At 73.9% G+C, this 20,196-nt stretch carries 22 protein-coding genes; 19 read left to right on the plus strand and 3 right to left on the minus strand.

Annotated features, from left to right (window positions below; genetic code table 11):
* Nucleotides 1–72: 72 nt before the first annotated feature.
* Nucleotides 73–1,344 (minus strand): acyltransferase family protein, encoded by a 1,272-nt coding sequence (locus ACIPXM_RS02875; protein WP_401651196.1) that lies wholly within the window; start codon nt 1,342–1,344, stop codon nt 73–75.
* 278 nt (nt 1,345–1,622) lie between these two features.
* On the opposite strand from ACIPXM_RS02875, the gene ACIPXM_RS02880 reads away from it, so the two are divergent.
* The 9 genes from ACIPXM_RS02880 to ACIPXM_RS02920 all read left to right on the plus strand — a co-directional run bounded on the left by ACIPXM_RS02880 (nt 1,623) and on the right by ACIPXM_RS02920 (nt 10,611).
* A complete protein-coding gene (locus ACIPXM_RS02880) occupies nt 1,623–2,375 on the plus strand; it encodes a hypothetical protein (protein ID WP_401651199.1) in 753 nt (250 codons plus the stop codon).
* A gap of 40 nt (nt 2,376–2,415) precedes the next feature.
* Nucleotides 2,416–4,263: a glutamine--fructose-6-phosphate transaminase (isomerizing) gene (gene glmS / locus ACIPXM_RS02885; protein ID WP_401651202.1), complete on the plus strand. Its 1,848-nt coding sequence runs from the start codon at nt 2,416–2,418 to the stop codon at nt 4,261–4,263.
* 8 nt (nt 4,264–4,271) lie between these two features.
* A complete protein-coding gene (locus tag ACIPXM_RS02890) occupies nt 4,272–4,640 on the plus strand; it encodes a holo-ACP synthase (protein WP_401651205.1) in 369 nt (122 codons plus the stop codon).
* A 4-nt stretch (nt 4,641–4,644) separates the two neighbouring features.
* Nucleotides 4,645–6,099: an NAD(P)H-hydrate dehydratase gene (locus tag ACIPXM_RS02895; protein WP_401651209.1), complete on the plus strand. Its 1,455-nt coding sequence runs from the start codon at nt 4,645–4,647 to the stop codon at nt 6,097–6,099.
* 253 nt (nt 6,100–6,352) lie between these two features.
* Nucleotides 6,353–7,216 (plus strand): L,D-transpeptidase family protein, encoded by an 864-nt coding sequence (locus tag ACIPXM_RS02900; RefSeq protein ID WP_401651212.1) that lies wholly within the window; start codon nt 6,353–6,355, stop codon nt 7,214–7,216.
* Nucleotides 7,217–7,290: 74 nt separating this feature from the next.
* Nucleotides 7,291–8,439 carry an alanine racemase gene (alr, locus tag ACIPXM_RS02905; protein ID WP_401651214.1) on the plus strand — a complete coding sequence of 383 codons (1,149 nt, stop codon included), beginning with the start codon at nt 7,291–7,293 and terminating at the stop codon, nt 8,437–8,439.
* 77 nt (nt 8,440–8,516) lie between these two features.
* Complete coding sequence (locus ACIPXM_RS02910; protein ID WP_401651217.1) at nt 8,517–9,704, plus strand: alpha/beta fold hydrolase; 1,188 nt, start codon at nt 8,517–8,519, stop codon at nt 9,702–9,704.
* A 36-nt stretch (nt 9,705–9,740) separates the two neighbouring features.
* Nucleotides 9,741–10,232, plus strand: coding sequence for a tRNA (adenosine(37)-N6)-threonylcarbamoyltransferase complex ATPase subunit type 1 TsaE (gene tsaE, locus ACIPXM_RS02915; protein WP_401651221.1), 492 nt, complete (start codon nt 9,741–9,743; stop codon nt 10,230–10,232).
* Nucleotides 10,233–10,422: 190 nt separating this feature from the next.
* Nucleotides 10,423–10,611: a hypothetical protein gene (locus ACIPXM_RS02920; RefSeq protein ID WP_401651224.1), complete on the plus strand. Its 189-nt coding sequence runs from the start codon at nt 10,423–10,425 to the stop codon at nt 10,609–10,611.
* Nucleotides 10,612–10,660: 49 nt separating this feature from the next.
* On the opposite strand, the gene ACIPXM_RS02925 is transcribed toward ACIPXM_RS02920, so the two are convergent.
* Nucleotides 10,661–11,227, minus strand: a complete 567-nt coding sequence (locus ACIPXM_RS02925; protein ID WP_401651227.1) for a hypothetical protein — start codon at nt 11,225–11,227, stop codon at nt 10,661–10,663.
* A 116-nt stretch (nt 11,228–11,343) separates the two neighbouring features.
* Between ACIPXM_RS02925 and tsaB the strand changes: the two genes are divergently transcribed.
* From tsaB to ACIPXM_RS02965, 8 genes are all read left to right on the plus strand, one after another.
* Nucleotides 11,344–12,003 carry a tRNA (adenosine(37)-N6)-threonylcarbamoyltransferase complex dimerization subunit type 1 TsaB gene (gene tsaB, locus ACIPXM_RS02930; protein WP_401651229.1) on the plus strand — a complete coding sequence of 220 codons (660 nt, stop codon included), beginning with the start codon at nt 11,344–11,346 and terminating at the stop codon, nt 12,001–12,003.
* Nucleotides 12,004–12,098: 95 nt separating this feature from the next.
* Complete coding sequence (rimI, locus tag ACIPXM_RS02935; protein ID WP_401652466.1) at nt 12,099–12,560, plus strand: ribosomal protein S18-alanine N-acetyltransferase; 462 nt, start codon at nt 12,099–12,101, stop codon at nt 12,558–12,560.
* The gene (gene tsaD, locus ACIPXM_RS02940) at nt 12,560–13,690 is read left to right on the plus strand and encodes a tRNA (adenosine(37)-N6)-threonylcarbamoyltransferase complex transferase subunit TsaD (RefSeq protein WP_401651232.1); all 1,131 of its coding nucleotides are present in this window, start codon (nt 12,560–12,562) and stop codon (nt 13,688–13,690) included. The genes rimI and tsaD overlap by 1 nt, the downstream gene beginning before the upstream one ends.
* On the plus strand, nt 13,687–13,977 hold the full coding sequence (locus ACIPXM_RS02945) for a hypothetical protein (protein ID WP_401651234.1): 291 nt from the start codon (nt 13,687–13,689) through the stop codon (nt 13,975–13,977). Before tsaD ends, ACIPXM_RS02945 begins: the two co-directional genes overlap by 4 nt.
* A 40-nt stretch (nt 13,978–14,017) precedes the next feature.
* The gene (locus ACIPXM_RS02950) at nt 14,018–14,875 is read left to right on the plus strand and encodes a polysaccharide deacetylase family protein (RefSeq protein ID WP_401651236.1); all 858 of its coding nucleotides are present in this window, start codon (nt 14,018–14,020) and stop codon (nt 14,873–14,875) included.
* Nucleotides 14,876–14,986: 111 nt separating this feature from the next.
* Nucleotides 14,987–15,352: a YciI family protein gene (locus tag ACIPXM_RS02955; RefSeq protein ID WP_401651239.1), complete on the plus strand. Its 366-nt coding sequence runs from the start codon at nt 14,987–14,989 to the stop codon at nt 15,350–15,352.
* Nucleotides 15,353–15,469: 117 nt separating this feature from the next.
* A complete protein-coding gene (locus ACIPXM_RS02960) occupies nt 15,470–16,705 on the plus strand; it encodes an RNA polymerase sigma factor (protein ID WP_401652467.1) in 1,236 nt (411 codons plus the stop codon).
* A gap of 56 nt (nt 16,706–16,761) precedes the next feature.
* On the plus strand, nt 16,762–17,514 hold the full coding sequence (locus ACIPXM_RS02965; RefSeq protein ID WP_401651242.1) for a hypothetical protein: 753 nt from the start codon (nt 16,762–16,764) through the stop codon (nt 17,512–17,514).
* Here the strand turns inward: ACIPXM_RS02965 and ACIPXM_RS02970 are convergent.
* Nucleotides 17,459–18,643, minus strand: a complete 1,185-nt coding sequence (locus ACIPXM_RS02970) for a methyltransferase domain-containing protein (protein ID WP_401651245.1) — start codon at nt 18,641–18,643, stop codon at nt 17,459–17,461. The genes ACIPXM_RS02965 and ACIPXM_RS02970 overlap by 56 nt on opposite strands.
* A gap of 101 nt (nt 18,644–18,744) precedes the next feature.
* Between ACIPXM_RS02970 and ACIPXM_RS02975 the strand changes: the two genes are divergently transcribed.
* Together ACIPXM_RS02975 and ACIPXM_RS02980 are read left to right on the plus strand one after the other, a co-directional pair.
* Nucleotides 18,745–19,692, plus strand: a complete 948-nt coding sequence (locus ACIPXM_RS02975) for a polysaccharide deacetylase family protein (RefSeq protein WP_401651247.1) — start codon at nt 18,745–18,747, stop codon at nt 19,690–19,692.
* A complete protein-coding gene (locus ACIPXM_RS02980; protein ID WP_401651249.1) occupies nt 19,689–20,054 on the plus strand; it encodes a hypothetical protein in 366 nt (121 codons plus the stop codon). Before ACIPXM_RS02975 ends, ACIPXM_RS02980 begins: the two co-directional genes overlap by 4 nt.
* Nucleotides 20,055–20,196: the final 142 nt, after the last annotated feature.

Genomic DNA, 20,196 nt, shown 5'->3' on the forward strand with positions numbered 1-20,196 from the left:
GGATGAGCGTGCTCGGTGGTCCGGGCGGGTGGCCCAACCCCCGATGGCGCCGAACTGAAGTGCGAGTGTCCGTCAGGTGGTCGGTGTGGAGGATCGCCGGGAGGGCCGTCGGGGCAGCAGGACCCGGCGCAGCAGGCGGTCGGCCGGCTTCTCGACGCATTCGTGCAGCAGGGCGGCGACGACCAGCGCGGCGAGCGCGGCGGTGGTCATCTCCACGGTGTCGCGCACGAGACCGGGGCCGGGGCCGAGGTCGAGCCGGGCGAAGACGTCCAGGACGATCACGTGGCAGAGGTAGTACGCGAAGGACCACTCGCCGAGCTTCACCAGCGGGCGGGACCGCAGCGGGGAACGGGTGCCGCGGAGGTCGCTGAGGGCGGCGGTGGCGATGAGGAGCGCGAAGACCGGCATGAGGACGGCGTCGAAAGAGCCGAACTCGCCCCGCAGGTAGGGGACCGCGTCGGGGTGCCGGGTCCAGAACCAGCAGAGAAGAACCGTTCCTGCGGTGAGGGTCGCGGCGATGCCGACCCCGGCCGGCGGGCGCAGGCCGCGCCGGACCAGCAGGCCCGCGCAGACGCCGAGCACGAACATCGGGGTCAGGGCCAGCGGCGACGCGACCAGCAGGCGCTCGGTCTCCGCCGGGTGGTGGAGGAGGCCGACGGCCACCCGGGTCGCCGCGGTGAGGCCGACGCAGACCACGCCGAGCAGGGCGAGGGTGGCGGCGGAGCGGCGCAGCAGGATCGGCAGGATCAGCGGAAAGGCGAGGTAGAAGAACGCCTCGACGGACAGCGTCCAGGTGACGACGTTCATCGTCATGAAATGGCCGGTGGTCCACGCCTGGCTGAAGGTGAGGGTCCAGACGATGTCCTGACCGGAGACCGGGGTGTGCCACCACAGTTTCATCAGCAGCACCGTCCCCACCGTCGTGACGGCGAGCAGCGGCCAGATCCGGGCGAAACGCCGCAGGTAGTAATTCTTGGCGGTGTCCGAAGGGCGCGCCACCCAGGTCATGACGAATCCGGACAGAATGAAGAAGAAGGGGACGCCCTCATATCCGATGGTGGCGAATGCCTCGGCCCAGGGGATCTCGCGGAAGTAGTCCCTGGCGTGGAAGAGGAACACCCCGAAAGCGGCGAACCAGCGCAGTCCGGTGAGTGAGTCGACGCGGGTTCCGCCGACCGGCAGGTCCCAAGGGGCGTCCTGGGACCACCGGGTGGCGGGCGGGCGGGCGGACATGGACGCGGCGGGGCCGGTGGATATGCCGGCCGTGGCGGCGTGTTGTGTCGTCGTGGAAATGGCGGTCCACTCCTGGGGAATGCTGACGTCCGGCGAAGCTGAATCGGACACTCCGGTCTAATGTCGGAAGTGGCACTATTTCGCCGCATCTGTTGACGGTCGAATTGCGACGCAAGGCTGAGGAAACTACCACGGGCCCTCGCACGGTCATGGGGCCTCGGTCCACCATCGACATGCGGATGAAACGGCCCAATCTCGTCGATTCGCCGGGGCCGGGGTTGCGGTTCGATACCGGAGCGCCGGTTTCTGCCGGGCCCTCCCACCTGCGCCCATAGGGTTCGCTCAGTAAAAGCACAGTCAAGAACGTGGTCGAAAGAGAGTTCCACCCCATGAGAGTCCGTGCCCTTCGTCACGCCGGTGCCACCGTCGCCGTCGCCTCCCTCGCCCTCGCGCTCACCGCCTGCGGCGGGGCCGAGGACAAGAAGACCGACGACAGCGGCAAGGCCGACGCGTCGGCGTCCGCCGCCGCCAAGCCCGACGTGAAGGCGCTCTCGGCGGCCGAGCTGGACAAGCTCGTCGTCGGGCCGGCGGACCTCAAGGGCCACCGGGTGGAGAAGGCCAAGCCCGCCGACATCCTGAACCCCGGTGACGTCAGCGCCGACAAGCCCGTCTGCCAGCCGCTCGCCCAGGCGATGTCCTGGGTCGCGCCGGGCACCCCCGGCGCCAGCGTCGTCCGCAAGGTGATCGAGATCCCCACCAAGACGGGCTCCGCCGCGGACGCGATGGGCGCGCTCGGCGCGCCGATCACCTCGGTGACGCTCGGCTCGTACGCGGGCGAGGGCGCCCAGCAGGCGTTCGCCTCGCTCAAGACGGCCGGCACCGACTGCGCGGGCGGCTTCACGCTCAACTCCAGCGGCTCCAAGACCAAGGTCTCCAAGGTCGCCCCGGCCACCCTGACCGCCGGTGACGAGGCCCTGGCCTGGACCGTCACCAGCGACATGGAGGGCGAGCCGTTCGTCACCAACCTGGTCGTCGTCCGCAAGGGCAACAACCTCGCGGGCTTCGCCACCATGAGCCTGGCCGGTGAGGTCAAGGAGCTCCCGAAGGCCGTCGTCGACGCGCAGTCGGCCAAGCTGCGCTGACTCCGGCTCCCGCGCCGGGTTCGGTCGTAGGCTGCGGAGCATGTGCGGAATCGTGGGCTACGTCGGCGGTCAGTCGGCGCTCGAAGTGGTGATCGCAGGGCTCAAGCGGCTGGAGTACCGGGGCTACGACTCGGCGGGGGTCGCCGTGCTCGCCGACGGGGGTCTCGCCGCCGCCAAGAAGGCCGGGAAACTGGTCAATCTGGAGAAGGAACTGGTGGACCGGCCGCTCGCCGGCGGGTCCACCGGCATCGGGCACACCCGGTGGGCCACCCACGGCGGGCCCACCGACGCCAACGCCCACCCGCACCTCGACAACGCGGGCCGGGTCGCCGTCGTCCACAACGGCATCATCGAGAACTTCGCCGCCCTGCGCGCCGAACTCGCCGACCGGGGCCACGACCTGGAGTCCGAGACGGACACCGAGGTCGTGGCCCATCTGCTCGCCGAGGAGTTCTCCTCCGCCGAGGACCTCGCGGAGGCCATGCGGCTGGTCTGCAAGCGCCTCGACGGGGCGTTCACGCTGGTCGCGGTGCACGCCGACCAGCCCGACGTGGTCGTCGGCGCCCGCCGCAACTCGCCGCTCGTGGTCGGCGTCGGCGAGGGCGAGAACTTCCTCGCCTCCGACGTCGCCGCCTTCATCGCGCACACCCGGTCCGCCATCGAACTCGGCCAGGACCAGGTCGTCGAACTCACCCGCGAGGGTGTCACCGTCACCGACTTCGACGGCGCGCCCGCCGACGTACGCGCGTTCCACGTCGACTGGGACGCCTCCGCCGCCGAGAAGGGCGGCTACGCCTCCTTCATGCTCAAGGAGATCGCCGAGCAGCCCAAGGCGGTCGCCGACACCCTGCTCGGCCGGATCGGCGCCGACGGCCGGCTCCGGCTCGACGAGGTGCGCATCCCGGACGCCGTGCTCCGCGAGGCCGACAAGATCGTGATCGTCGCCTGCGGCACCGCCTTCCACGCCGGACTCATCGCCAAGTACGCCATCGAGCACTGGACCCGGATCCCCTGCGAGGTCGAGCTCGCCAGCGAGTTCCGCTACCGCGACCCGATCCTCGGCCAGCGCACCCTCGTCATCGCGATCTCCCAGTCCGGCGAGACCATGGACACCCTGATGGCGCTGCGGCACGCCCGCGAGCAGGGCGCCAAGGTGCTCGCCGTCTGCAACACCAACGGCTCCACGATCCCCCGCGAGTCCGACGCCGTCCTCTACACCCACGCGGGACCCGAGGTCGCCGTCGCCTCCACCAAGGCGTTCCTCACCCAGCTCGTCGCCTGCTACCTGCTCGCGCTCTACCTCGGCCAGGTGCGCGGCACCAAGTGGGGCGACGAGATCCACGCCGTCGTCCGCGAACTCGCCCGCATCGCCGACGAGGTGGAACGGGTCCTGGAGACCATGGAGCCGGTACGGGCCCTGGCCCGCTCCCTCGCCCACAAGAACACCGTGCTCTTCCTCGGCCGCCACGTCGGCTACCCGGTGGCCCTCGAAGGCGCGCTGAAGCTGAAGGAACTCGCGTACATGCACGCCGAGGGCTTCGCGGCGGGCGAGCTGAAGCACGGGCCGATCGCGCTCGTCGAGGACGACCTGCCGGTGGTCGTCATCGTCCCCTCCCCGCGCGGCCGTTCGGTGCTGCACGACAAGATCGTCTCCAACATCCAGGAGATCAGGGCCCGGGGCGCCCGGACGATCGTGATCGCCGAGGAGGGCGACGAGGCGGTCGTCCCGTACGCCGACCACCTCTTCCGGATCCCCGCCACGCCTACCCTGTTGCAGCCGCTGGTCTCCACGGTGCCGCTCCAGGTCTTCGCCTGCGAACTCGCGACGGCCCGGGGCAACGAGGTCGACCAGCCGCGCAACCTGGCCAAATCCGTGACGGTGGAGTGAGTGGACAGATGATCATCGGGGTGGGGATCGACGTGGCGGAGATCGACCGCTTCGCCGCGTCGCTGGAACGGACGCCGGGGCTGCTCCAGCGCCTCTTCGTCGAGCGCGAGCTGCTGCGGCCCGGCGGCGAGCGCCGCGGGGCCGCGTCCCTCGCGGTGCGGTTCGCCGCGAAGGAGGCCCTCGCCAAGGCCCTCGGCGCGCCCGGGAACCTGCACTGGACGGACGCCGAGGTGTACGTCGAGGACAGCGGGCAGCCCCGGCTGCGGGTGCGCGGCACCGTCGCCGCCCGCGCCGCCGAACTCGGCGTGAAGCACTGGCACGTGTCCCTCAGCCACGACGCGGGAGTGGCGTCGGCCGTGGTGATCGCCGAGGGTTGATGCCATGCGAACCGCTCACCGCGTGGAGACCGTACGGGCCGCCGAGGCCGCCCTCATGGCCCGGCTGCCCGACGGCGCCCTGATGCGACGGGCGGCGGCCGGACTCGCCGCCGCCTGCTGCGCACTGCTCGGCCGCGGCCGGGTGTACGGGTCCCGGGTCGTGCTGCTCGTCGGCAGCGGCGACAACGGCGGCGACGCGCTGTACGCGGGCGCCCGGCTGGCCCGGCGCGGCGCCGGGGTCACCGCCGTGCCGCTGGGCACCCGGTGCCACGAGGGCGGCCTCGCCGCGCTGCGGGCGGCGGGCGGCACGGTGGTCGGCGCCCACGACGACCCGTACGAGGCGCTCGCCCGCGCCGACCTGGTGCTCGACGGGATCACCGGCATCGGCGGGCGCGGCGGGCTGCGCCCCGACGCGGTGCCGGTGGCCCGGGCGGCCCGCGGCTCCGACGCCGTCGTGGTCGCCGTCGACCTGCCGAGCGGCGTCGACGCCGACACCGGCGAGGTCACCGGCGAGGCGCTGCGCGCCGACGCCACCGTCACCTTCGGCACCTACAAGCCGGGCCTGCTGATCGACCCGGCGCGGGAGTACGCGGGCGCCCTGCGGCTCGTCGACATCGGCCTGGGTGCCACCCTGCCCTCCGTGCCCGACCTGGAGGCGCTCCAGCACCAGGACGTGGCCCGGCGGCTGCCCGCGCCCGGCGCCGAGAGCGACAAGTACCGGCGCGGGGTCGTCGGCATCCTCGCGGGCTCGCTCCGGTACCGGGGCGCGGCGGTGCTGGCGGTGGCCGGTGCGGTACGGGGCGGGGCGGGCGCGGTCCGGTACGTGGGCCGGGTCGGCGAACAGGTCGTCGCCGCGCACCCGGAGATCCTGGTGCACACCGGGCCCTGGAGCGGCGCGGGCCGGGTGCAGGCGTGGGTCGCCGGGCCCGGACTCGGCGAGGACGCGCCGGTGGCCATGGAGCACCTGCTGACCGCCGACGTGCCGGTCCTGGTCGACGCGGACGGGCTGCGCGAACTCACCCCGGACGCGGTGCGGGCCCGTACCGCCCCCACCCTGCTCACCCCGCACGCGGGCGAGGCGGCGGCGCTGCTCGGCACCACCCGGGCGGAGGTCGAGGCGGGCCGCCTGGCGGCGGTGCGCGAACTGGCCGGCCGCTACGGCGCGACCGTGCTGCTCAAGGGCTCCACCACGCTGGTGGCCGACCCCGACCCGGCGGCCCCGGTACGGGTCAACCCGACCGGCACCCCCTGGCTGGCCACGGCCGGCAGCGGCGACGTCCTCGCGGGCCTCGCGGGCGCGCTCCTCGCGGCGGGCCTGCCCGCCCTGGAGGCCGCATCGGTCGCCGCGTACCTGCACGGCCTCGCGGCCCGCCGCGCGTCGGACGGCGGCACCCGCCCGATCACGGCGGGAGATGTGGCCGAGGCGCTGCCGGGGGCGTGGCGGGACGTACGGGCGTAGCGCGGGGCCGCCACCCGGGCGAAACCGTTGCTCCGCCGGTGGCGCCCCGCAGGCGCGGGCGCGCCGACCGGCATGGGATGAGCGCGTGATCAGACGCAGAATCAGAAACAGAGTCGGAAACAGGATCAGCGACGGAGTCGGCAGCGGGAGCGGCGCCGGAAGCGGAAGCGGAAGCGGAAGCGGGAGCGGAAGCGGAAGCGGTGCGGGTGCGGGTGCGGGCACCCGCCACCCCCGCTTCCGTACCGCCGTCGTCGTGGTCGCCGCGCTGCTGCTCGCGCTGCCCGCCACCGGCCCGGCCGGCGCGGCCGCCGCGCCCGAACCCGAGTCCGCCGACACCGCCCCGGCCGCCGAGGAGCTCGTCCCCGGGGTGCCCGGCGGCGACCGCGGCGAGTACCCGCTGGACACCCCCGACCAGGTGCTGCCGCCCAGCCAGGCCGAGAGCGCGCCGGACGGCGAGGTGCCGCATCCGGTGCCCCGGCGGGAGCAGAGCGACGAGCTCGTCGAGTACCTGCCGCGCGGCGCCGTCGGCGCCTCCTGCACCGGCAAGGCGGGCCCGCACCAGCGGCGGGTCGAGCGGCTGCTGCGGCTGAAGGTGGACGGCAAGCAGTCGAAGGCCGACTGCAGGGCGATCCGCGCCTTCCAGCAGCGCGAGAAGATCAAGCCCGCCAACGGCTACGCGGGCCCCGCCACCTGGGGCCGCGCCGAACTGCTCGGCGCCCGCAAGAACCCCAACGCGGCCGGGAAGTGCCCGGTCCGCTCCTACCCGGTGGCCTGCGTCGACCTCGACCGCGAGCTGATGTGGGTGCAGAAGGGCAGGAAGCTGACCTACGCCGTCGTCAACGTCCGCAGCGGCCGGGCGGGCTACCGGACCCGTACCGGCTGGCACAAGGTCTACTGGCGGCACAAGGACCACTGGTCGACCATCTACGACACGCCGATGCCGTTCTCGCAGTTCTTCGACGGCGGGCAGGCGTTCCACGCGGTGTACGGGCAGATCGCCACCCCCACCGGCAGCCGCGGCTGCGTGAACCTGAGCTACGCGCACGCCAAGAAGCTGTGGGGCGTGCTGCGCAAGGGCGACCGGGTGTACGTGTGGGGCAAGCGCCCCGAGCGCTGACACGCGACCTGGTGACATGGGTGACAGCGGTCGCTACGCGGGGCCCGCACGGACACCTGAGAGACTGGTGCGCGATGACTGAGACACCACTGCCCCGCCGCGCCCACGCCGAGATCGACCTCGGTGCGCTGCGTGCGAACATCCGCACGCTGCGCACCCGGGTCGCGCCGCACGTCCAGGTGATGGCCGTGGTCAAGGCCGACGGCTACGGCCACGGCGCGGTGCGCTGCGCCGAGGCCGCCGTCGACGCGGGCGCGACCTGGATCGGCACGGCGACCCCGCAGGAGGCGCTCGCGCTGCGCGCCGCCGGACTGCGCGAGCCGCGGATCCTGTGCTGGCTGTGGACGCCCGGCGACCCGTGGGCCGAGGGCATCGAGGCCGACCTCGACATGACGGTCAGCGGTCTGTGGGCGCTGCGCGAGGTCACCGAGGCGGCCCGGGACACCGGCCGCAGGGCCAGGATCCAGCTCAAGGCCGACACCGGCCTCGGCCGCAACGGCTGTCAGCCCGCCGACTGGCCCGAGCTGGTCGGCGAGGCGCTGAAGGCCGAGGCCCAGGGCCTGGTCCGGATCACCGGCCTGTGGTCGCACCTCGCGTGCGCCGACGAGCCCGGGCACCCCTCGATCCCGGCGCAGCTCGACGTGTTCCGTTCGATGCTCGACTTCGCGGAGAAGGCGGGCGTCGAGCCCGAGGTCCGGCACATCGCCAACTCGCCCGCGACCCTCACCCTCCCCGAGACCCACTTCGACCTGGTCCGCCCGGGCATCGCCATGTACGGCGTGTCGCCCGACCCGGCCCTCGGCACCTCCGCCGAGCTCGGCCTGCGCCCGGTGATGCGGCTGCGGGCGAGCATCGCCCTGGTCAAGCGGGTGCCGGGCGGGCACGGCGTGTCGTACGGGCACCAGTACGTCACCCCGGACGAGACCACCCTCGGCCTGATCCCGCTCGGCTACGCCGACGGCGTCCCCCGGCACGCCTCGAACCGCGGCCCGGTCCTGGTCGGCGACCGGGTCCGTACCGTCGCCGGACGGATCGCCATGGACCAGTTCGTCGTCGACCTCGACGGCGACCTGCCCGAGCCGGGCGCGCAGGCCGTGCTGTTCGGGCCCGGCGACGGCGGTGAGCCGACGGCCCAGGACTGGGCGGTGGCCGCCGACACCATCGCGTACGAGATCGTCACCCGGATCGGCGCGCGCGTGCCGCGCGTCTACGTCGGCGAGTAGCGGACGCGGTCAGCGGTCAGCGGTCAGCGGGCAGCGGAGAAGCGGACAGCGGAGAAGCGGACAGGAGAGGGACGGCCGTGGGCGACGACACCTGGCGGAAGGCCGGCTGGGCCGGTGCCGCGATAGGCGTGCTCGCGGCGGGCGCCGCGGCCGGAGTGGCGATCGAACGGCTCACGGTGGGCCGTTCGGTACGGGAGAAGGCGCGGCTCGCGCTCGACTCCGAGGGCCCGTACGGCGCGCTGCGCGGCACCCCGGGCCGGGCGGTCGCCGACGACGGCACCGCGCTCTACTACGAGGTCGACGAGGCCGAGGACCCCGCGCCCGCGCCCCGGCGCCGCCGCCTCTTCGGCCGCAGGACCCCGGCGCCGGTCACCGTCGTCTTCAGCCACGGCTACTGCCTCAACCAGGACTCCTGGCACTTCCAGCGGGCCGCCCTGCGCGGGGTGGTCCGCACCGTCCACTGGGACCAGCGCAGCCACGGCCGCTCCGACCGGGGGGTCGCCCAGGCCGGTCCGGACGGCGTGCCGGTCTCCATCGACCAGCTCGGCCGGGACCTGAAGGCCGTCCTCGACGCCGCCGCGCCGGACGGGCCGCTGGTCCTGATCGGGCACTCCATGGGCGGCATGACGATCATGGCGCTCGCCGACCGCCACCCCGAGCTGATCAGGGACCGGGTCGTCGGGGTCGGCTTCGTCGGCACCTCGGCCGGGAAGCTCGCCGAGGTCAGCTACGGCCTTCCGATGGCCGGGGTCAACGCGGTCCGCCGGGTGCTGCCCGGCGTCCTGAAGGCGCTCGGCTCGCAGGCGGAGCTGGTGGAGCGGGGCCGCCGGGCCACTGCCGACCTGTTCGCCGGGCTGATCAAGAAGTACTCGTTCTCGTCGAAGGACGTGGACCCGGCGGTCGTCCGGTTCGCCGAGCGGATGATCGAGTCCACCCCGATCGACGTGGTCGCGGAGTTCTACCCGGCGTTCGCCGAGCACGACAAGGGCGCCGCCCTCGCCGCCTTCCGCGAGCTGCCGGTGCTCGCCCTCGCGGGCGACCGCGACCTGGTGACCCCCAGCTCGCACACCGAGGCCATCGCCGATCTGCTGCCGGACGCGGAGCTGGTCATCGTGCCCGACGCGGGCCACCTGGTGATGCTGGAGCACCCCGAGGCGGTCACCGACCGGATCGCCGACCTGCTCGCCCGGGTCGGCGCGGTCCCGCACCCCGGCCCCGAGCGGCCCGGCCGCGACCCCGAGACGGCGGATTCGCGCACTCCCTGAGCGGGCCGGTCCTGGCGGGCCGATAGGTTGGCGGACATGGACACACCGCACATCCAGGCCACCCTCGCCGTCGACTCCCCGGAGCGGATGCAGGAGCTCGGCCGACGGCTCGCGAAGCTGCTGCGCCCCGGCGACCTCGTGATGCTCACCGGCGAGCTGGGCGCCGGGAAGACCACCCTGACCCGCGGCCTCGGCGAGGGCCTCGGCGTGCGGGGCGCGGTCACCTCGCCGACCTTCGTGATCGCCCGGGTGCACCCGCACCTCGGCGGCGGCCCGGCGCTCGTCCACGTCGACGCGTACCGGCTCGGCGGCGGTCTCGACGAGATGGAGGACCTGGACCTCGACGTCTCGCTGCCGGAGTCGGTGGTGGTCGTGGAGTGGGGCGACGGCAAGGTCGAGGAGCTGACCGACGACCGGCTGCACGTACTGATCCACCGGGTGGTCGGCGACACCGACGACGACCGGCGCACGGTGGTGCTCAACGGGATCGGCGCGCGCTGGGCGGACGCGGACCTCGAACTGATCTGACCGCCCGGGCCGATCGTGGTCCGGCGGCCCGGCCCGGCTGCTCGGTCCGACGGCCCGGTCCGACCGCCGTCCGGAGGCTTCCGCGGCGACTCTCCGACAAGCTGTCGGGAAAATGTTGCGCCGACGCTCCCCGCCGTGATGACATGGAGGGAGGAGCTGGTTAGGTGTACCTAACCTACGGGAGGCGGGCATGGCGGAGCGAGCCGAGCGGGTCGACGCCGAACGGACGGATGCCGAGCGGGTGGACAAGGTCCCGATGAGCGAGCTGCTGGCCGCCTGCGCCGCCGCGAGCGCCGTCTCGACACCGCCGCGCGAGCGCCCGGAGTCCGCCCCGGAGCCGGCGGGGGAGCCGGAGCAGGTGCGGGACGCGGCCGCCTGACGTCACCCGACCGAGGGAGCGCTGGTACGGCCCGAGGGCGCGTACGGTCCTACGCGACGACGATGATCTTCGAGCCGATCGACGCGAAGGTCCACATCGCGTCGCCGTCGGAGCGCTTCATCCGGATGCCGCCGGTCTTCCTCGACGGATCGGGGCTCGGCGTCGAGCCGTCCACCGCCGCGCTGAAGCCGATCGACACGTCCTGCACCGTCGCGAACCGCACCACGTGCTCGATCTGCACGCCGTCCGAACCGCGCACCGAACCCGAGCGCGAGGTCACCGCGTACGCGCCGGGCGGTGGCGACACCGTGCTGGGCATCACCGTGAAGGTCTGGGTGACCTGGTTCTTCTCGTTCACCAGCCACACCCGGCGGTCCTTCAGGGCGTACACCACGCGCTCGCCGGAGCCGGAGGCCACCGGCAGCCGCAGCGGGTCCTTCGCGGGCTTGGGCTTGCCGCTCGGCACCGCCGAGGGCGCCGTGCTCGGCGTCCGGGGCTTGGCCGCGAGCTCGGCGGGGCTGGGGGCGCTGGCCTGGGCCTGGTAGGCCAGGAAGCCGACCGCGGCGACCGCCGCCGCGGTGAGCCCGGCCACGAATCCCGAGCTGCTCCGTGCCACCGCGCGCCCACCTTCTGTCGTACGTACGTATCGGTGCTGACCCGCCTGACCGTAGCACCGCCGCCGCCCCCGTCACGGGCGCCGCACCCCCCGGCCGGGCGCCGTAGGCTGTTCGCGTGCTCTTGCTCGCCATGGATACCGCCACGCCCGCCGTCACCGTCGCCCTGCACGACGGGGAGTCCGTCGTCGCCGCCTCCGGCCAGGTCGACGCCCGCCGTCACGGGGAGCTGCTGCTGCCCGCCGTCGACCGGGTCCTGAAGGAGGCCGGGCTGACGCTCGACGCGGTGACCGGCCTGGTCGTCGGCGTCGGCCCCGGCCCGTACACCGGCCTGCGGGTCGGCCTGGTCACCGCCGCCACCTTCGGCTCCGCGCTCGGGGTGCCGGTGCACGGTCTGTGCACCCTCGACGGCCTCGCGTACGCCTCCGGCCTCGACGAGCCCTTCGCCGTCGCCACCGACGCGCGGCGCAAGGAGGTCTACTGGGCGCGGTACGACAACTCCCGCACCCGGGTGACCGACGCGTCCGTCGACCGGCCCGCCGACATCGCTGAGGGCCTGGCCGGGCTGCCGGTGGTCGGCGCCGGGGCGCGGCTCTACCCGGACGCCTTCCCGGACGCCCGCGACCCCGAGCACCAGTCGGCCGCCGCGCTCGCCGCCCTCGCGGCCGAGAAGCTGGCGGCGGGCGAGGCGGGCGGCTTCCTGGAGCCGCTGCCGATGTATCTGCGCCGCCCCGACGCGCAGGTGCCGAAGAACTACAAGGTGGTCACACCGACGTGAGCGGCGACGCGCGTCCGGTGTCCGCCACCCCGCCCAGGACCGGGACCGGGACCGGGAACCGGACCAGGACCGAGTCGGCGGCGGTGCTGAGGGCGATGCGCTGGTGGGACATCGCGCCGGTGCTCACCCTTGAGGACCAGCTGTTCCCCGAGGACGCCTGGTCCGAGGGGATGTTCTGGTCCGAGCTCGCGCACGCCCGCGGCCCCCGCGCGACCCGCCACTACGTGGTCGCCGAGGACCCGGCCGACGGGCGGCTCGTCGGCTACGCGGGCCTGGCCGCCGCCGGCGGCCTCGGCGACGTGCAGACCATCGCCGTCGCCGCCGACCAGTGGGGCACCGGCCTCGGCGCCCGGCTGCTCACCGACCTCCTCCAGGCCGCCACCGCCTTCGAGTGCGACGAGGTGCTCCTCGAAGTGCGCGTGGACAACACCCGGGCCCAGAAGCTCTACGAGCGCTTCGGCTTCGAGCCCATCGGCTTCCGCCGGGGCTACTACCAGCCCGGCAACGTGGACGCGCTCGTGATGCGACTGACCGTTCAAGGAACAGAGACTGACTGATGGCTGCTGACGAACCGCTGGTGCTCGGCATCGAGACCTCCTGCGACGAGACCGGCGTCGGCATCGTGCACGGCACCACGCTGCTCGCCGACGCCGTCGCCTCCAGCGTCGACACCCACGCCAGGTTCGGCGGGGTCGTGCCCGAGATCGCCTCCCGGGCGCATCTGGAGGCCATGGTCCCGACGATCGAACGTGCCCTGAAGCAGGCCGGGGTGTCGGCGAAGGACCTCGACGGCATCGCCGTCACCGCGGGCCCCGGCCTGGCGGGCGCGCTGCTCGTCGGGGTGTCGGCGGCGAAGGCGTACGCGTACGCGCTCGGCAAGCCGCTGTACGGCGTGAACCACCTGGCCTCGCACATCTGCGTCGACCAGCTGGAGCACGGCAGGCTGCCGGAGCCGACGATGGCGCTGCTGGTCTCCGGCGGGCACTCCTCGCTGCTGCTGTCCTCGGACATCACCTCGGACGTGCGTCCGCTGGGCGCGACGATCGACGACGCGGCGGGCGAGGCGTTCGACAAGATCGCCCGGGTGCTCGACCTCGGCTTCCCGGGCGGTCCGGTGATCGACCGGCTGGCCCGCGAGGGCGACCCGAAGGCGATCGCCTTCCCGCGGGGTCTTTCGGGCGCGAAGGACCCGGCGTACGACTTCTCCTTCTCCGGTCTGAAGACGGCAGTGGCCCGCTGGATCGAGGCCAAGCGGAACGCGGGCGAGGAGGTGCCGGTACGGGACGTCGCCGCGTCCTTCCAGGAGGCGGTCGTCGACGTGCTCACCCGGAAGGCGGTACGGGCCTGCCAGGACGAGGGCGTCGACCATCTGATGATCGGCGGCGGCGTGGCCGCGAACTCGCGGCTGCGGGCGCTGGCCGAGGAGCGCTGCGGGCGGGCCGGGATCCGGCTGCGGGTGCCGCGGCCGGGCCTGTGCACCGACAACGGGGCGATGGTGGCGGCGCTCGGCGCCGAGATGGTGGCGCGCAACCGGGTGCCGTCGGACCTGGAGCTCTCGGCGGACTCCTCGCTGCCGGTGACGGAGTCGCACGTGCCGGGCGACAGCCACGGCCACGCGCATGACCACGCGCACGCGCACGACCACGATCATGTGCACGAGATCAGCAAGGAGAACCTGTACGGATGAGGGTCACGCTGATGTGGGAGGCGCGGGCGGCCGAGGGCCGGGGCGACGAGCTGCTGGCCTGGGCGCGCGCCCAGGAACTGCCGGGCGGCACGGCGGGCCCGCTGCGGCGTGAGACCTTCACCGCGCCGCAGGACCGGGTCCTTGTCCTCACCTGGTGGGAGACGGCCGAAGGGCTCGACGCGGAGCTGCCCGAACTGCCGGAGCCGGAGGCGGCGCTGCTGACGCGCCCGGTGCACCGCTGGCGCTTCGCGTCGGTCGAATCCGTCGAATCCGTCGAATCCCCGTAGGTCGAGCAACCTTTCGAGTGATTCGCGCATCCCACAGCGCGTGAAGAAGACCCTCGCGCTGTGGGCGGCGCTGACCGCCGTGGCCCTGTTCGCCACCGGCTGCACCGCGGCGGCCGACGCCGACTCCCCGGCCGCCTCGGGCCCGGGCACCCCGAAGGCCGGTCCCGCGACCTCCTCGGCCGGTGCCGCGGCCCCCGACTCGGCGGCGGAGCAGCGCGCGGCGGCGTACCGCAAGTGGGGCCTGAAGCCCCTCGCCGAGCCGCCGGCCCCGCCCGCGAAGAAGCCGGTGACGCGGGCGGCGGGCGGCCAGGTGCCGGTGGTCAGCGACATCCCCACGAAGGACAAGGTCGTCTTCATCACGATCGACGACGGGGCCGAGAAGGACCCCGAGTTCATCGCGATGATGAAGGACCTCAAGATCCCGGTGACGATGTTCCTCACCGACGCGGCGATACGGGCCGACTACGGCTACTTCAAGCCGCTGGTCGAGCAGGGCCACGGCGTCGCCAACCACACCCTGACCCACCCCAACCTCCGCACCCTCTCCCAGGACGCCCAGCGCCGGGAGATCTGCGGCCAGCAGGACAAGCTGACCGCCGAGTACGGCAAGCGCCCCCGCCTCTTCCGCCCGCCCTACGGCAACTGGAACGAGGGCACCAGGGCGGCCGCGAAGAGCTGCGGGGCGGACGCGATCGTGCTGTGGCGCGAGTCCATGCAGATCCAGAACATGCAGTACCAGCGCGGCGACAGGAAGCTCCACCCGGGCGACATCATCCTGGCCCACTTCCGCGGCCCGTCCGAGCTCAAGGGCCGCACGATGACCCAGATGACGGCCAACATGCTCCGCCACATCCAGGAACAGGGCTTCACGGTGGCGCGCCTGGAGGACTACCTCTAGGCCCCGTCCGAAACTTTTTCCGGCGGGGTGTCGATACGGGCGGGGCCCGATCGACGTATGAGTGGAAGGCGGGGAACGGCCCCGTCGTCGCAGCCACTCCGAGGAGTCACCATGCCCCGCTACCTCTCCCTCGTGCGCATCGAGGAGAACTCCATCGACATGTCGACCGCCGACCCCGGCTTCGAGCAGCGCATGGGTGCGCTGTTCGAGGAGATCACCAAGGCCGGGGTGATGCTGGACACCGCCGGGCTGCGGCCGACCAGCGAGTCGACCCGGATCACCTGGCAGGACGGGAAGCTGTCGTACACCGACGGCCCGTTCACCGAGACCAAGGAGGTCGTTGGCGGGTACGCGCTGCTCCAGTGCAAGGACCGGGCCGAGGCGATCGAGTGGGCGAAGCGGTTCCTGGAGGTGCACCCGAAGAACTGGGTGGTCGGCCTCGAGGTCCGTGAGGTGGACGAGAACCCCGGCGCCTGAGGCGGCCGGAGGGCGGGCGGCGGCCGCGGGGCGTTGTCGGTGCGGTGTGCTGTGATGTGAAGCGTGACGGCACACCGTGAGGTCTCCGCCGAGGCCACCCTGGAGACGGTCTTCCGGATGGAGTCCGCCCGGATCGTCGCCACCGTGGCCCGCATCGTCCGCGACCTCGGCATCGCCGAGGAGATCGCCCAGGACGCGCTGGTCGCCGCCCTGGAGCAGTGGCCGGTCTCCGGCGTCCCCGACCGCCCGGGGGCCTGGCTGACGGCCACCGCCAAGCATCGCGCCGTCGACCTCGTCCGCCGCCGCGAGACGTACGCGCGCAAGCTCGCCGAGGCGGGCCGCGAGCTGACCGAGGAGACGTACGACCCCGAGCCCTCGGGACCCGGCGACATCGACGACGACGTGCTGCGGCTCGTCTTCACCACCTGCCACCCGGTGCTCTCCGCCGAGGCCCGCACCGCGCTCACCCTCCGCCTGGTCGGCGGACTGCGCACGGACGAGATCGCCCGCGCCTTCCTCGTGCCCGAGCCGACCGTCGCCCAGCGGATCGTCCGGGCGAAGCGGACCCTCGCCACGGCGGGCGTCGCCTTCGAGGTGCCGTACGGGGCGGACCGGGCCGCCCGGCTCGGCTCCGTCCTGGAAGTCATCTACCTGATATTCAACGAGGGGTACGCCGCCACCGCGGGCGACGACCTGCTGCGCCCCGCCCTGTGCGAGGACGCCCTCCGGCTCGCCCGGCTGCTCGCCGCGCTGATGCCCGAGGAGGGCGAGGCGCACGGGCTCGCCGCGCTCCTGGAGTTCCAGGCGTCCAGGACCCGGGCGCGGACCGGGCCCGACGGGGCGCCGGTGCTGCTCGCCGCGCAGAACCGCACGCTGTGGGACCGGCTCCTGGCCCGGCGCGGCCTGGCCGCCCTGGAGCGCGCGGTGGCGGTCGGCGGGGCGTCGGGGCCGTACGCGCTGCAGGCCGCCATCGCCGCCTGTCACGCGCGGGCGGCGGCGTACGAGGACACCGACTGGGCCACCATCGCCGCGCTGTACGGGCGGCTCGCCGCCGTCGCGCCCTCGCCGGTCGTCGAGCTGAACCGGGCGGTCGCCGTCTCCCGCGCCGAGGGCCCGGCGGCGGGCCTCGCCCTGGTCGACGCCCTCGCGGCGGCGCCCGGGCTGGCCCGCTACCACCTGCTGCCGAGCGTCCGCGGCGACCTGCTGGCCCGCCTCGGCCGCACGGCGGAGGCCCGCGCGGAGTTCGCGCGCGCGGCCGGACTCACCCGCAACGAGCGGGAGCGGGCGCTGCTGCGGGAGCGGGCGAGGGAGCCGGACGGGCCGGACGGCGGGCCCGGGTCCGGAGCCGGTTGACGGCGGGGCTCCGGCGCCCGACCGGCCCTGAACGCCCGTTCGTTAGGCTCGCCCCCATGCCGTCCCACCCCGCCGTCCCGCCCGCTCCGCCCGTCCCCCCGCGCCGCGCCGATCTGCCGCCGCCCCCGCCGCCCGCCGGGTTCGCCGTCTGGCCGGACCGGGCGGCGCGGCTCGCCGACCGGGCGGCGGCCCTGGACGAGCTGGCGCGGCGGCTGCTCGGTCCTGGCCGGATGGCGCTGTTCCTGGCCTGGCTGCTGCTCCTGGAGACCGGCTGGGGCCTGATCGGGCTGGGTTTCGCGGGCGTCGGCGGCGGAGGCGTCGCCGACCCGTTCGAGATGCTCGTCGGAATCTTCGCCGGCGCCGTCGGGATCGCCGTCCTGGTGCCCGCGGTCTGGCTGACCCTGCGCGGCCTGGGCCGGGACCGGACCGCGCGCGAGCGGCTGCTCCAGTGGGCCGCCCTCGACCGGGACCCGGTGGCCGACGCCCGGCTGCGCGCGCCGGGGGCGAGCGTCCGCTGGCTGCTGCTCTCGTTCGCGCTGTGCGCGGTGGGCCTGTGGGCGTCGTTCGCGGCCCCGGCCCGCGCCACCCCGGGCAACGGCGGCTATCCGCTCGTCGTGTACGGGATCGGTGCCGGGCTCATCCTCTGGGTGACGGGTCTGACCGGCCTCGCCAAGGCCGTCGGCCACTACCGTCTGGCGGTCCGGCTGACGGCCCGCCCGGCCGCGCCCGCGCCCGCCGCGGAGGCGGGTCCGGTCACCGTCCCGCCGGCTGCCCGATCAGCATCGTCGGAGCCCCCGCGACCCGAGTGAGCAGCACCGTCGCCGCGTTGGGGCCCTTGAGCTTCACCCGCCGCCGGATCTCCTCGGGTTCGACCGCCGAGCCGCGCTTCTTCACGGTCAGCGTGCCGATCTCCCGCTCCCGGAGCAGTGCCTTCAAGTGCTTGAGGTTGAAGGGGAGTTCGTCGGTGATCTCGTAGGCGGCGGCGTACGGCGTCGGGCGCAGTTCGTCGGCGGTGACGTACGCGATGGTCTCGTCGATCAGCCCGCCGTCGAGTTGCTCGGCGACCTCGGCCACCAGGTGCGCCCGGATGACCGCGCCGTCGGGCTCGTACAGGTAGCGGCCGACCGGGCGGACCCGGGGGTCGGGCAGGGTGCCGCCGGTCAGACTGGCGCCGCCGGGCAGCAGGGTGGCGCGGCGGGCGCCGGGTTCGGTGCCGAACCAGAGCACGGCCTCCTTGACGTCCCCGCCGTCGGAGATCCACTCGGCCTCGGCCTCGTCGGGCACGGCCTCGTGCGGGATGCCGGGCGCGATCTTCAGGGCCGCGTGCGGCGCCTTGCGGGCCGCCTCGACGGCCCAGGACAGCGGCGGCGAGTACGCCTCGGGGTCGAAGATCCTGCCCCGGCCGCCGCGCCGGGCCGGGTCCACGAACACGGCGTCGTACGGGCTGGTGTCGATCTCGGTGACATCGGCGCAGCGCACCTCGATCAGGTCCGCGAGGCCGAGCGCGGCGGCGTTGGCGCGGGCGGCCTCGGCGGTCAGCGGGTCGCGGTCGACGGCGAGCACCGAGATCCCGGCGCGGGCGAGCGCGAGCGCGTCGCCGCCGATGCCGGAGCACAGGTCGGCGACGCTGCGCACGCCGAGCGCCGTGAGCCGGGCCGCCCGGTGGCTGCCGACGGTGGCGCGGGTGGACTGCTCGACGCCGTTGGGCGTGAAGTACATCCGGTACGCGTCCTCGGCGCCGAACTTCGCCACCGCCCGCTGCCGCAGCCGGGCCTGGCCGAGCACCGCCGACACCAGTTCGGCGGGGTGGTCGCGGCGCAGCCGGGACGCGACCGCCAGTTCCTTGGCGGGTTCGTAGTCGCGCACGGCGGCGAGCAGGTCCTGCCCTTCGGGGGTGAACAGGGCGGTGAAGGCGGCGAGGTCGGTCACCCGTCCCATTGTGCTGGTCGGCGGCGGTGTGGGCCGCCCGGGGGACGGCGGCGGGCGTGCCGGTGGTGTCGGGGCCGTGGAGGGGCGTGGCGCTGACAGGATGCGGCGCCATGCAGCTAGTACGACAAACAGAACAAAAGGGGCGCCTTGTGAGGCGCTGGCGGATGGCCGGAGCGGCCCTGCTCGTCGCCGCGCTCGGCTCCGCCTGCGCGGGCGGCTCGGGCGACGAGGGCGCCGGAAGGCCCGTACCGGCGAAACCGGCCCAGCCCGCCGCCGGACAGCAGCCGCGCGCGGAAGGCGCGGCGGGCGCGCTCGGCGCGTACGTCGACAAGGTCCGTCAGCAGCGCGCCGCGCGGGTCGCCGCCGCGAAGAAGTGGGGGCTCGCGCTGCCCCCGCTCGACCCGCCGGAGCCGCCCGCCGTCAAGCCGAGGATCACCACCCGCAAGGGCTTCGAGACCGACGGCAGCGGGCTGCCGCCGGTCTTCACCACCGTGCCCACCAAGCAGAGGATCGTGTTCCTCACCATCGACGACGGCGCGGAGAAGGACCCCGAGCTGCTGCGGATGATGAGCGAGCTGAAGATCCCGTACAGCGCCTTCCTCAGCAACTACCTGGTGAAGGAGGACTACGGCTACTTCAGGAAGATGCAGGCAGGCGGGGTGTCGCTGCACAACCACACGCTGACCCACCCCTACCTGCCCGGTCTCGACTACGACGACCAGAAGCGTCAGATCTGCGGGATGCAGGACATCATCCAGAAGCAGTTCGGCAAGCGGCCGCCGCTGTTCCGCCCGCCGTACGGCAACTACAACGAGGACACCCTGCGCGCCGCGAAGTCCTGCGGCGTCAAGGCGGTCCCGCTGTGGGCGTCCGAGGCGTTCCCCGACCACATGGAGTGGCGCGAGTGGGACCGGGACCTGCACCCGGGCGACATCATCCTCACCCACTTCCGGGGCAAGGAGGACTGGAAGGGCAGCATGCCGGACATGATCCGGAAGGTGATGAAGACGGTCACGGCCAAGGGGTACGCGGTGGCGAGGCTCGAGGACTACGTATGAGCCGGGCGCGCCGGCTGACCGCCGCCCTGGCCCTGACCGGCGCGCTGCTCGCCCTTCCGGCCTGCGCGTCCTCGGTCGACCCGATCGAGCGGCTCGGCCGGAAGGCGGCGGAGAAGGTTTCACCCCGTCCGCACCCGCCGAAGGCCCGGGCGGCGCTGCCGAAGGCGCGTACGGAGCCCGTGGTGCCCGTGGTGCCGGTGGTGCCCGTGGAGCCCGCGGCACCGTCCGCCGCGGCGGGGTCCGCGGCGGGGTCCGGGCCGCCCGCGTCCGGCGGGGCCGGGGCCGAGGGGTCCGGAACCGTCGGATCCGGCCGCGCGTTGCCCCTGATGAGGGGCCGGGACGTGCCGGCGGAGCAGCCCTGAGGTCGGTCCGAGGACGTCCTGAGGTCACGCCACAGGGTCGTGAATTGGCACTCCGCTTGACCGAGTGCTAATCCCGGTCATAGTCTCGGCTCTGGCACTCCCCGCAGGAGAGTGCCAACACAGCGACGGGCAGGTCCGGCAC

Source organism: Streptomyces sp. NPDC090025, from assembly GCF_044748125.1.
In the GTDB taxonomy this organism is placed as follows: domain Bacteria; phylum Actinomycetota; class Actinomycetes; order Streptomycetales; family Streptomycetaceae; genus Streptomyces.

What these genes read in the sequence shown, in the direction of transcription:
- ACIPXM_RS02880 (WP_401651199.1), top strand. Translation starts at nt 1,623, where the DNA reads ATGAGAGTCCGTGCCCTTCGTCACGCCGGTGCCACCGTCGCCGTCGCC.
- glmS (WP_401651202.1), top strand. Translation starts at nt 2,416, where the DNA reads ATGTGCGGAATCGTGGGCTACGTCGGCGGTCAGTCGGCGCTCGAAGTG.
- ACIPXM_RS02890 (WP_401651205.1), top strand. Translation starts at nt 4,272, where the DNA reads ATGATCATCGGGGTGGGGATCGACGTGGCGGAGATCGACCGCTTCGCC.
- ACIPXM_RS02895 (WP_401651209.1), top strand. Translation starts at nt 4,645, where the DNA reads ATGCGAACCGCTCACCGCGTGGAGACCGTACGGGCCGCCGAGGCCGCC.
- alr (WP_401651214.1), top strand. Translation starts at nt 7,291, where the DNA reads ATGACTGAGACACCACTGCCCCGCCGCGCCCACGCCGAGATCGACCTC.
- tsaE (WP_401651221.1), top strand. Translation starts at nt 9,741, where the DNA reads ATGGACACACCGCACATCCAGGCCACCCTCGCCGTCGACTCCCCGGAG.
- ACIPXM_RS02920 (WP_401651224.1), top strand. Translation starts at nt 10,423, where the DNA reads ATGGCGGAGCGAGCCGAGCGGGTCGACGCCGAACGGACGGATGCCGAG.
- rimI (WP_401652466.1), top strand. Translation starts at nt 12,099, where the DNA reads ATGCGCTGGTGGGACATCGCGCCGGTGCTCACCCTTGAGGACCAGCTG.
- tsaD (WP_401651232.1), top strand. Translation starts at nt 12,560, where the DNA reads ATGGCTGCTGACGAACCGCTGGTGCTCGGCATCGAGACCTCCTGCGAC.
- ACIPXM_RS02945 (WP_401651234.1), top strand. Translation starts at nt 13,687, where the DNA reads ATGAGGGTCACGCTGATGTGGGAGGCGCGGGCGGCCGAGGGCCGGGGC.
- ACIPXM_RS02955 (WP_401651239.1), top strand. Translation starts at nt 14,987, where the DNA reads ATGCCCCGCTACCTCTCCCTCGTGCGCATCGAGGAGAACTCCATCGAC.
- ACIPXM_RS02960 (WP_401652467.1), top strand. Translation starts at nt 15,470, where the DNA reads ATGGAGTCCGCCCGGATCGTCGCCACCGTGGCCCGCATCGTCCGCGAC.
- ACIPXM_RS02965 (WP_401651242.1), top strand. Translation starts at nt 16,762, where the DNA reads ATGCCGTCCCACCCCGCCGTCCCGCCCGCTCCGCCCGTCCCCCCGCGC.
- ACIPXM_RS02970 (WP_401651245.1), bottom strand. Translation starts at nt 18,643, where the DNA reads ATGGGACGGGTGACCGACCTCGCCGCCTTCACCGCCCTGTTCACCCCC.
- ACIPXM_RS02975 (WP_401651247.1), top strand. Translation starts at nt 18,745, where the DNA reads ATGCAGCTAGTACGACAAACAGAACAAAAGGGGCGCCTTGTGAGGCGC.
- ACIPXM_RS02980 (WP_401651249.1), top strand. Translation starts at nt 19,689, where the DNA reads ATGAGCCGGGCGCGCCGGCTGACCGCCGCCCTGGCCCTGACCGGCGCG.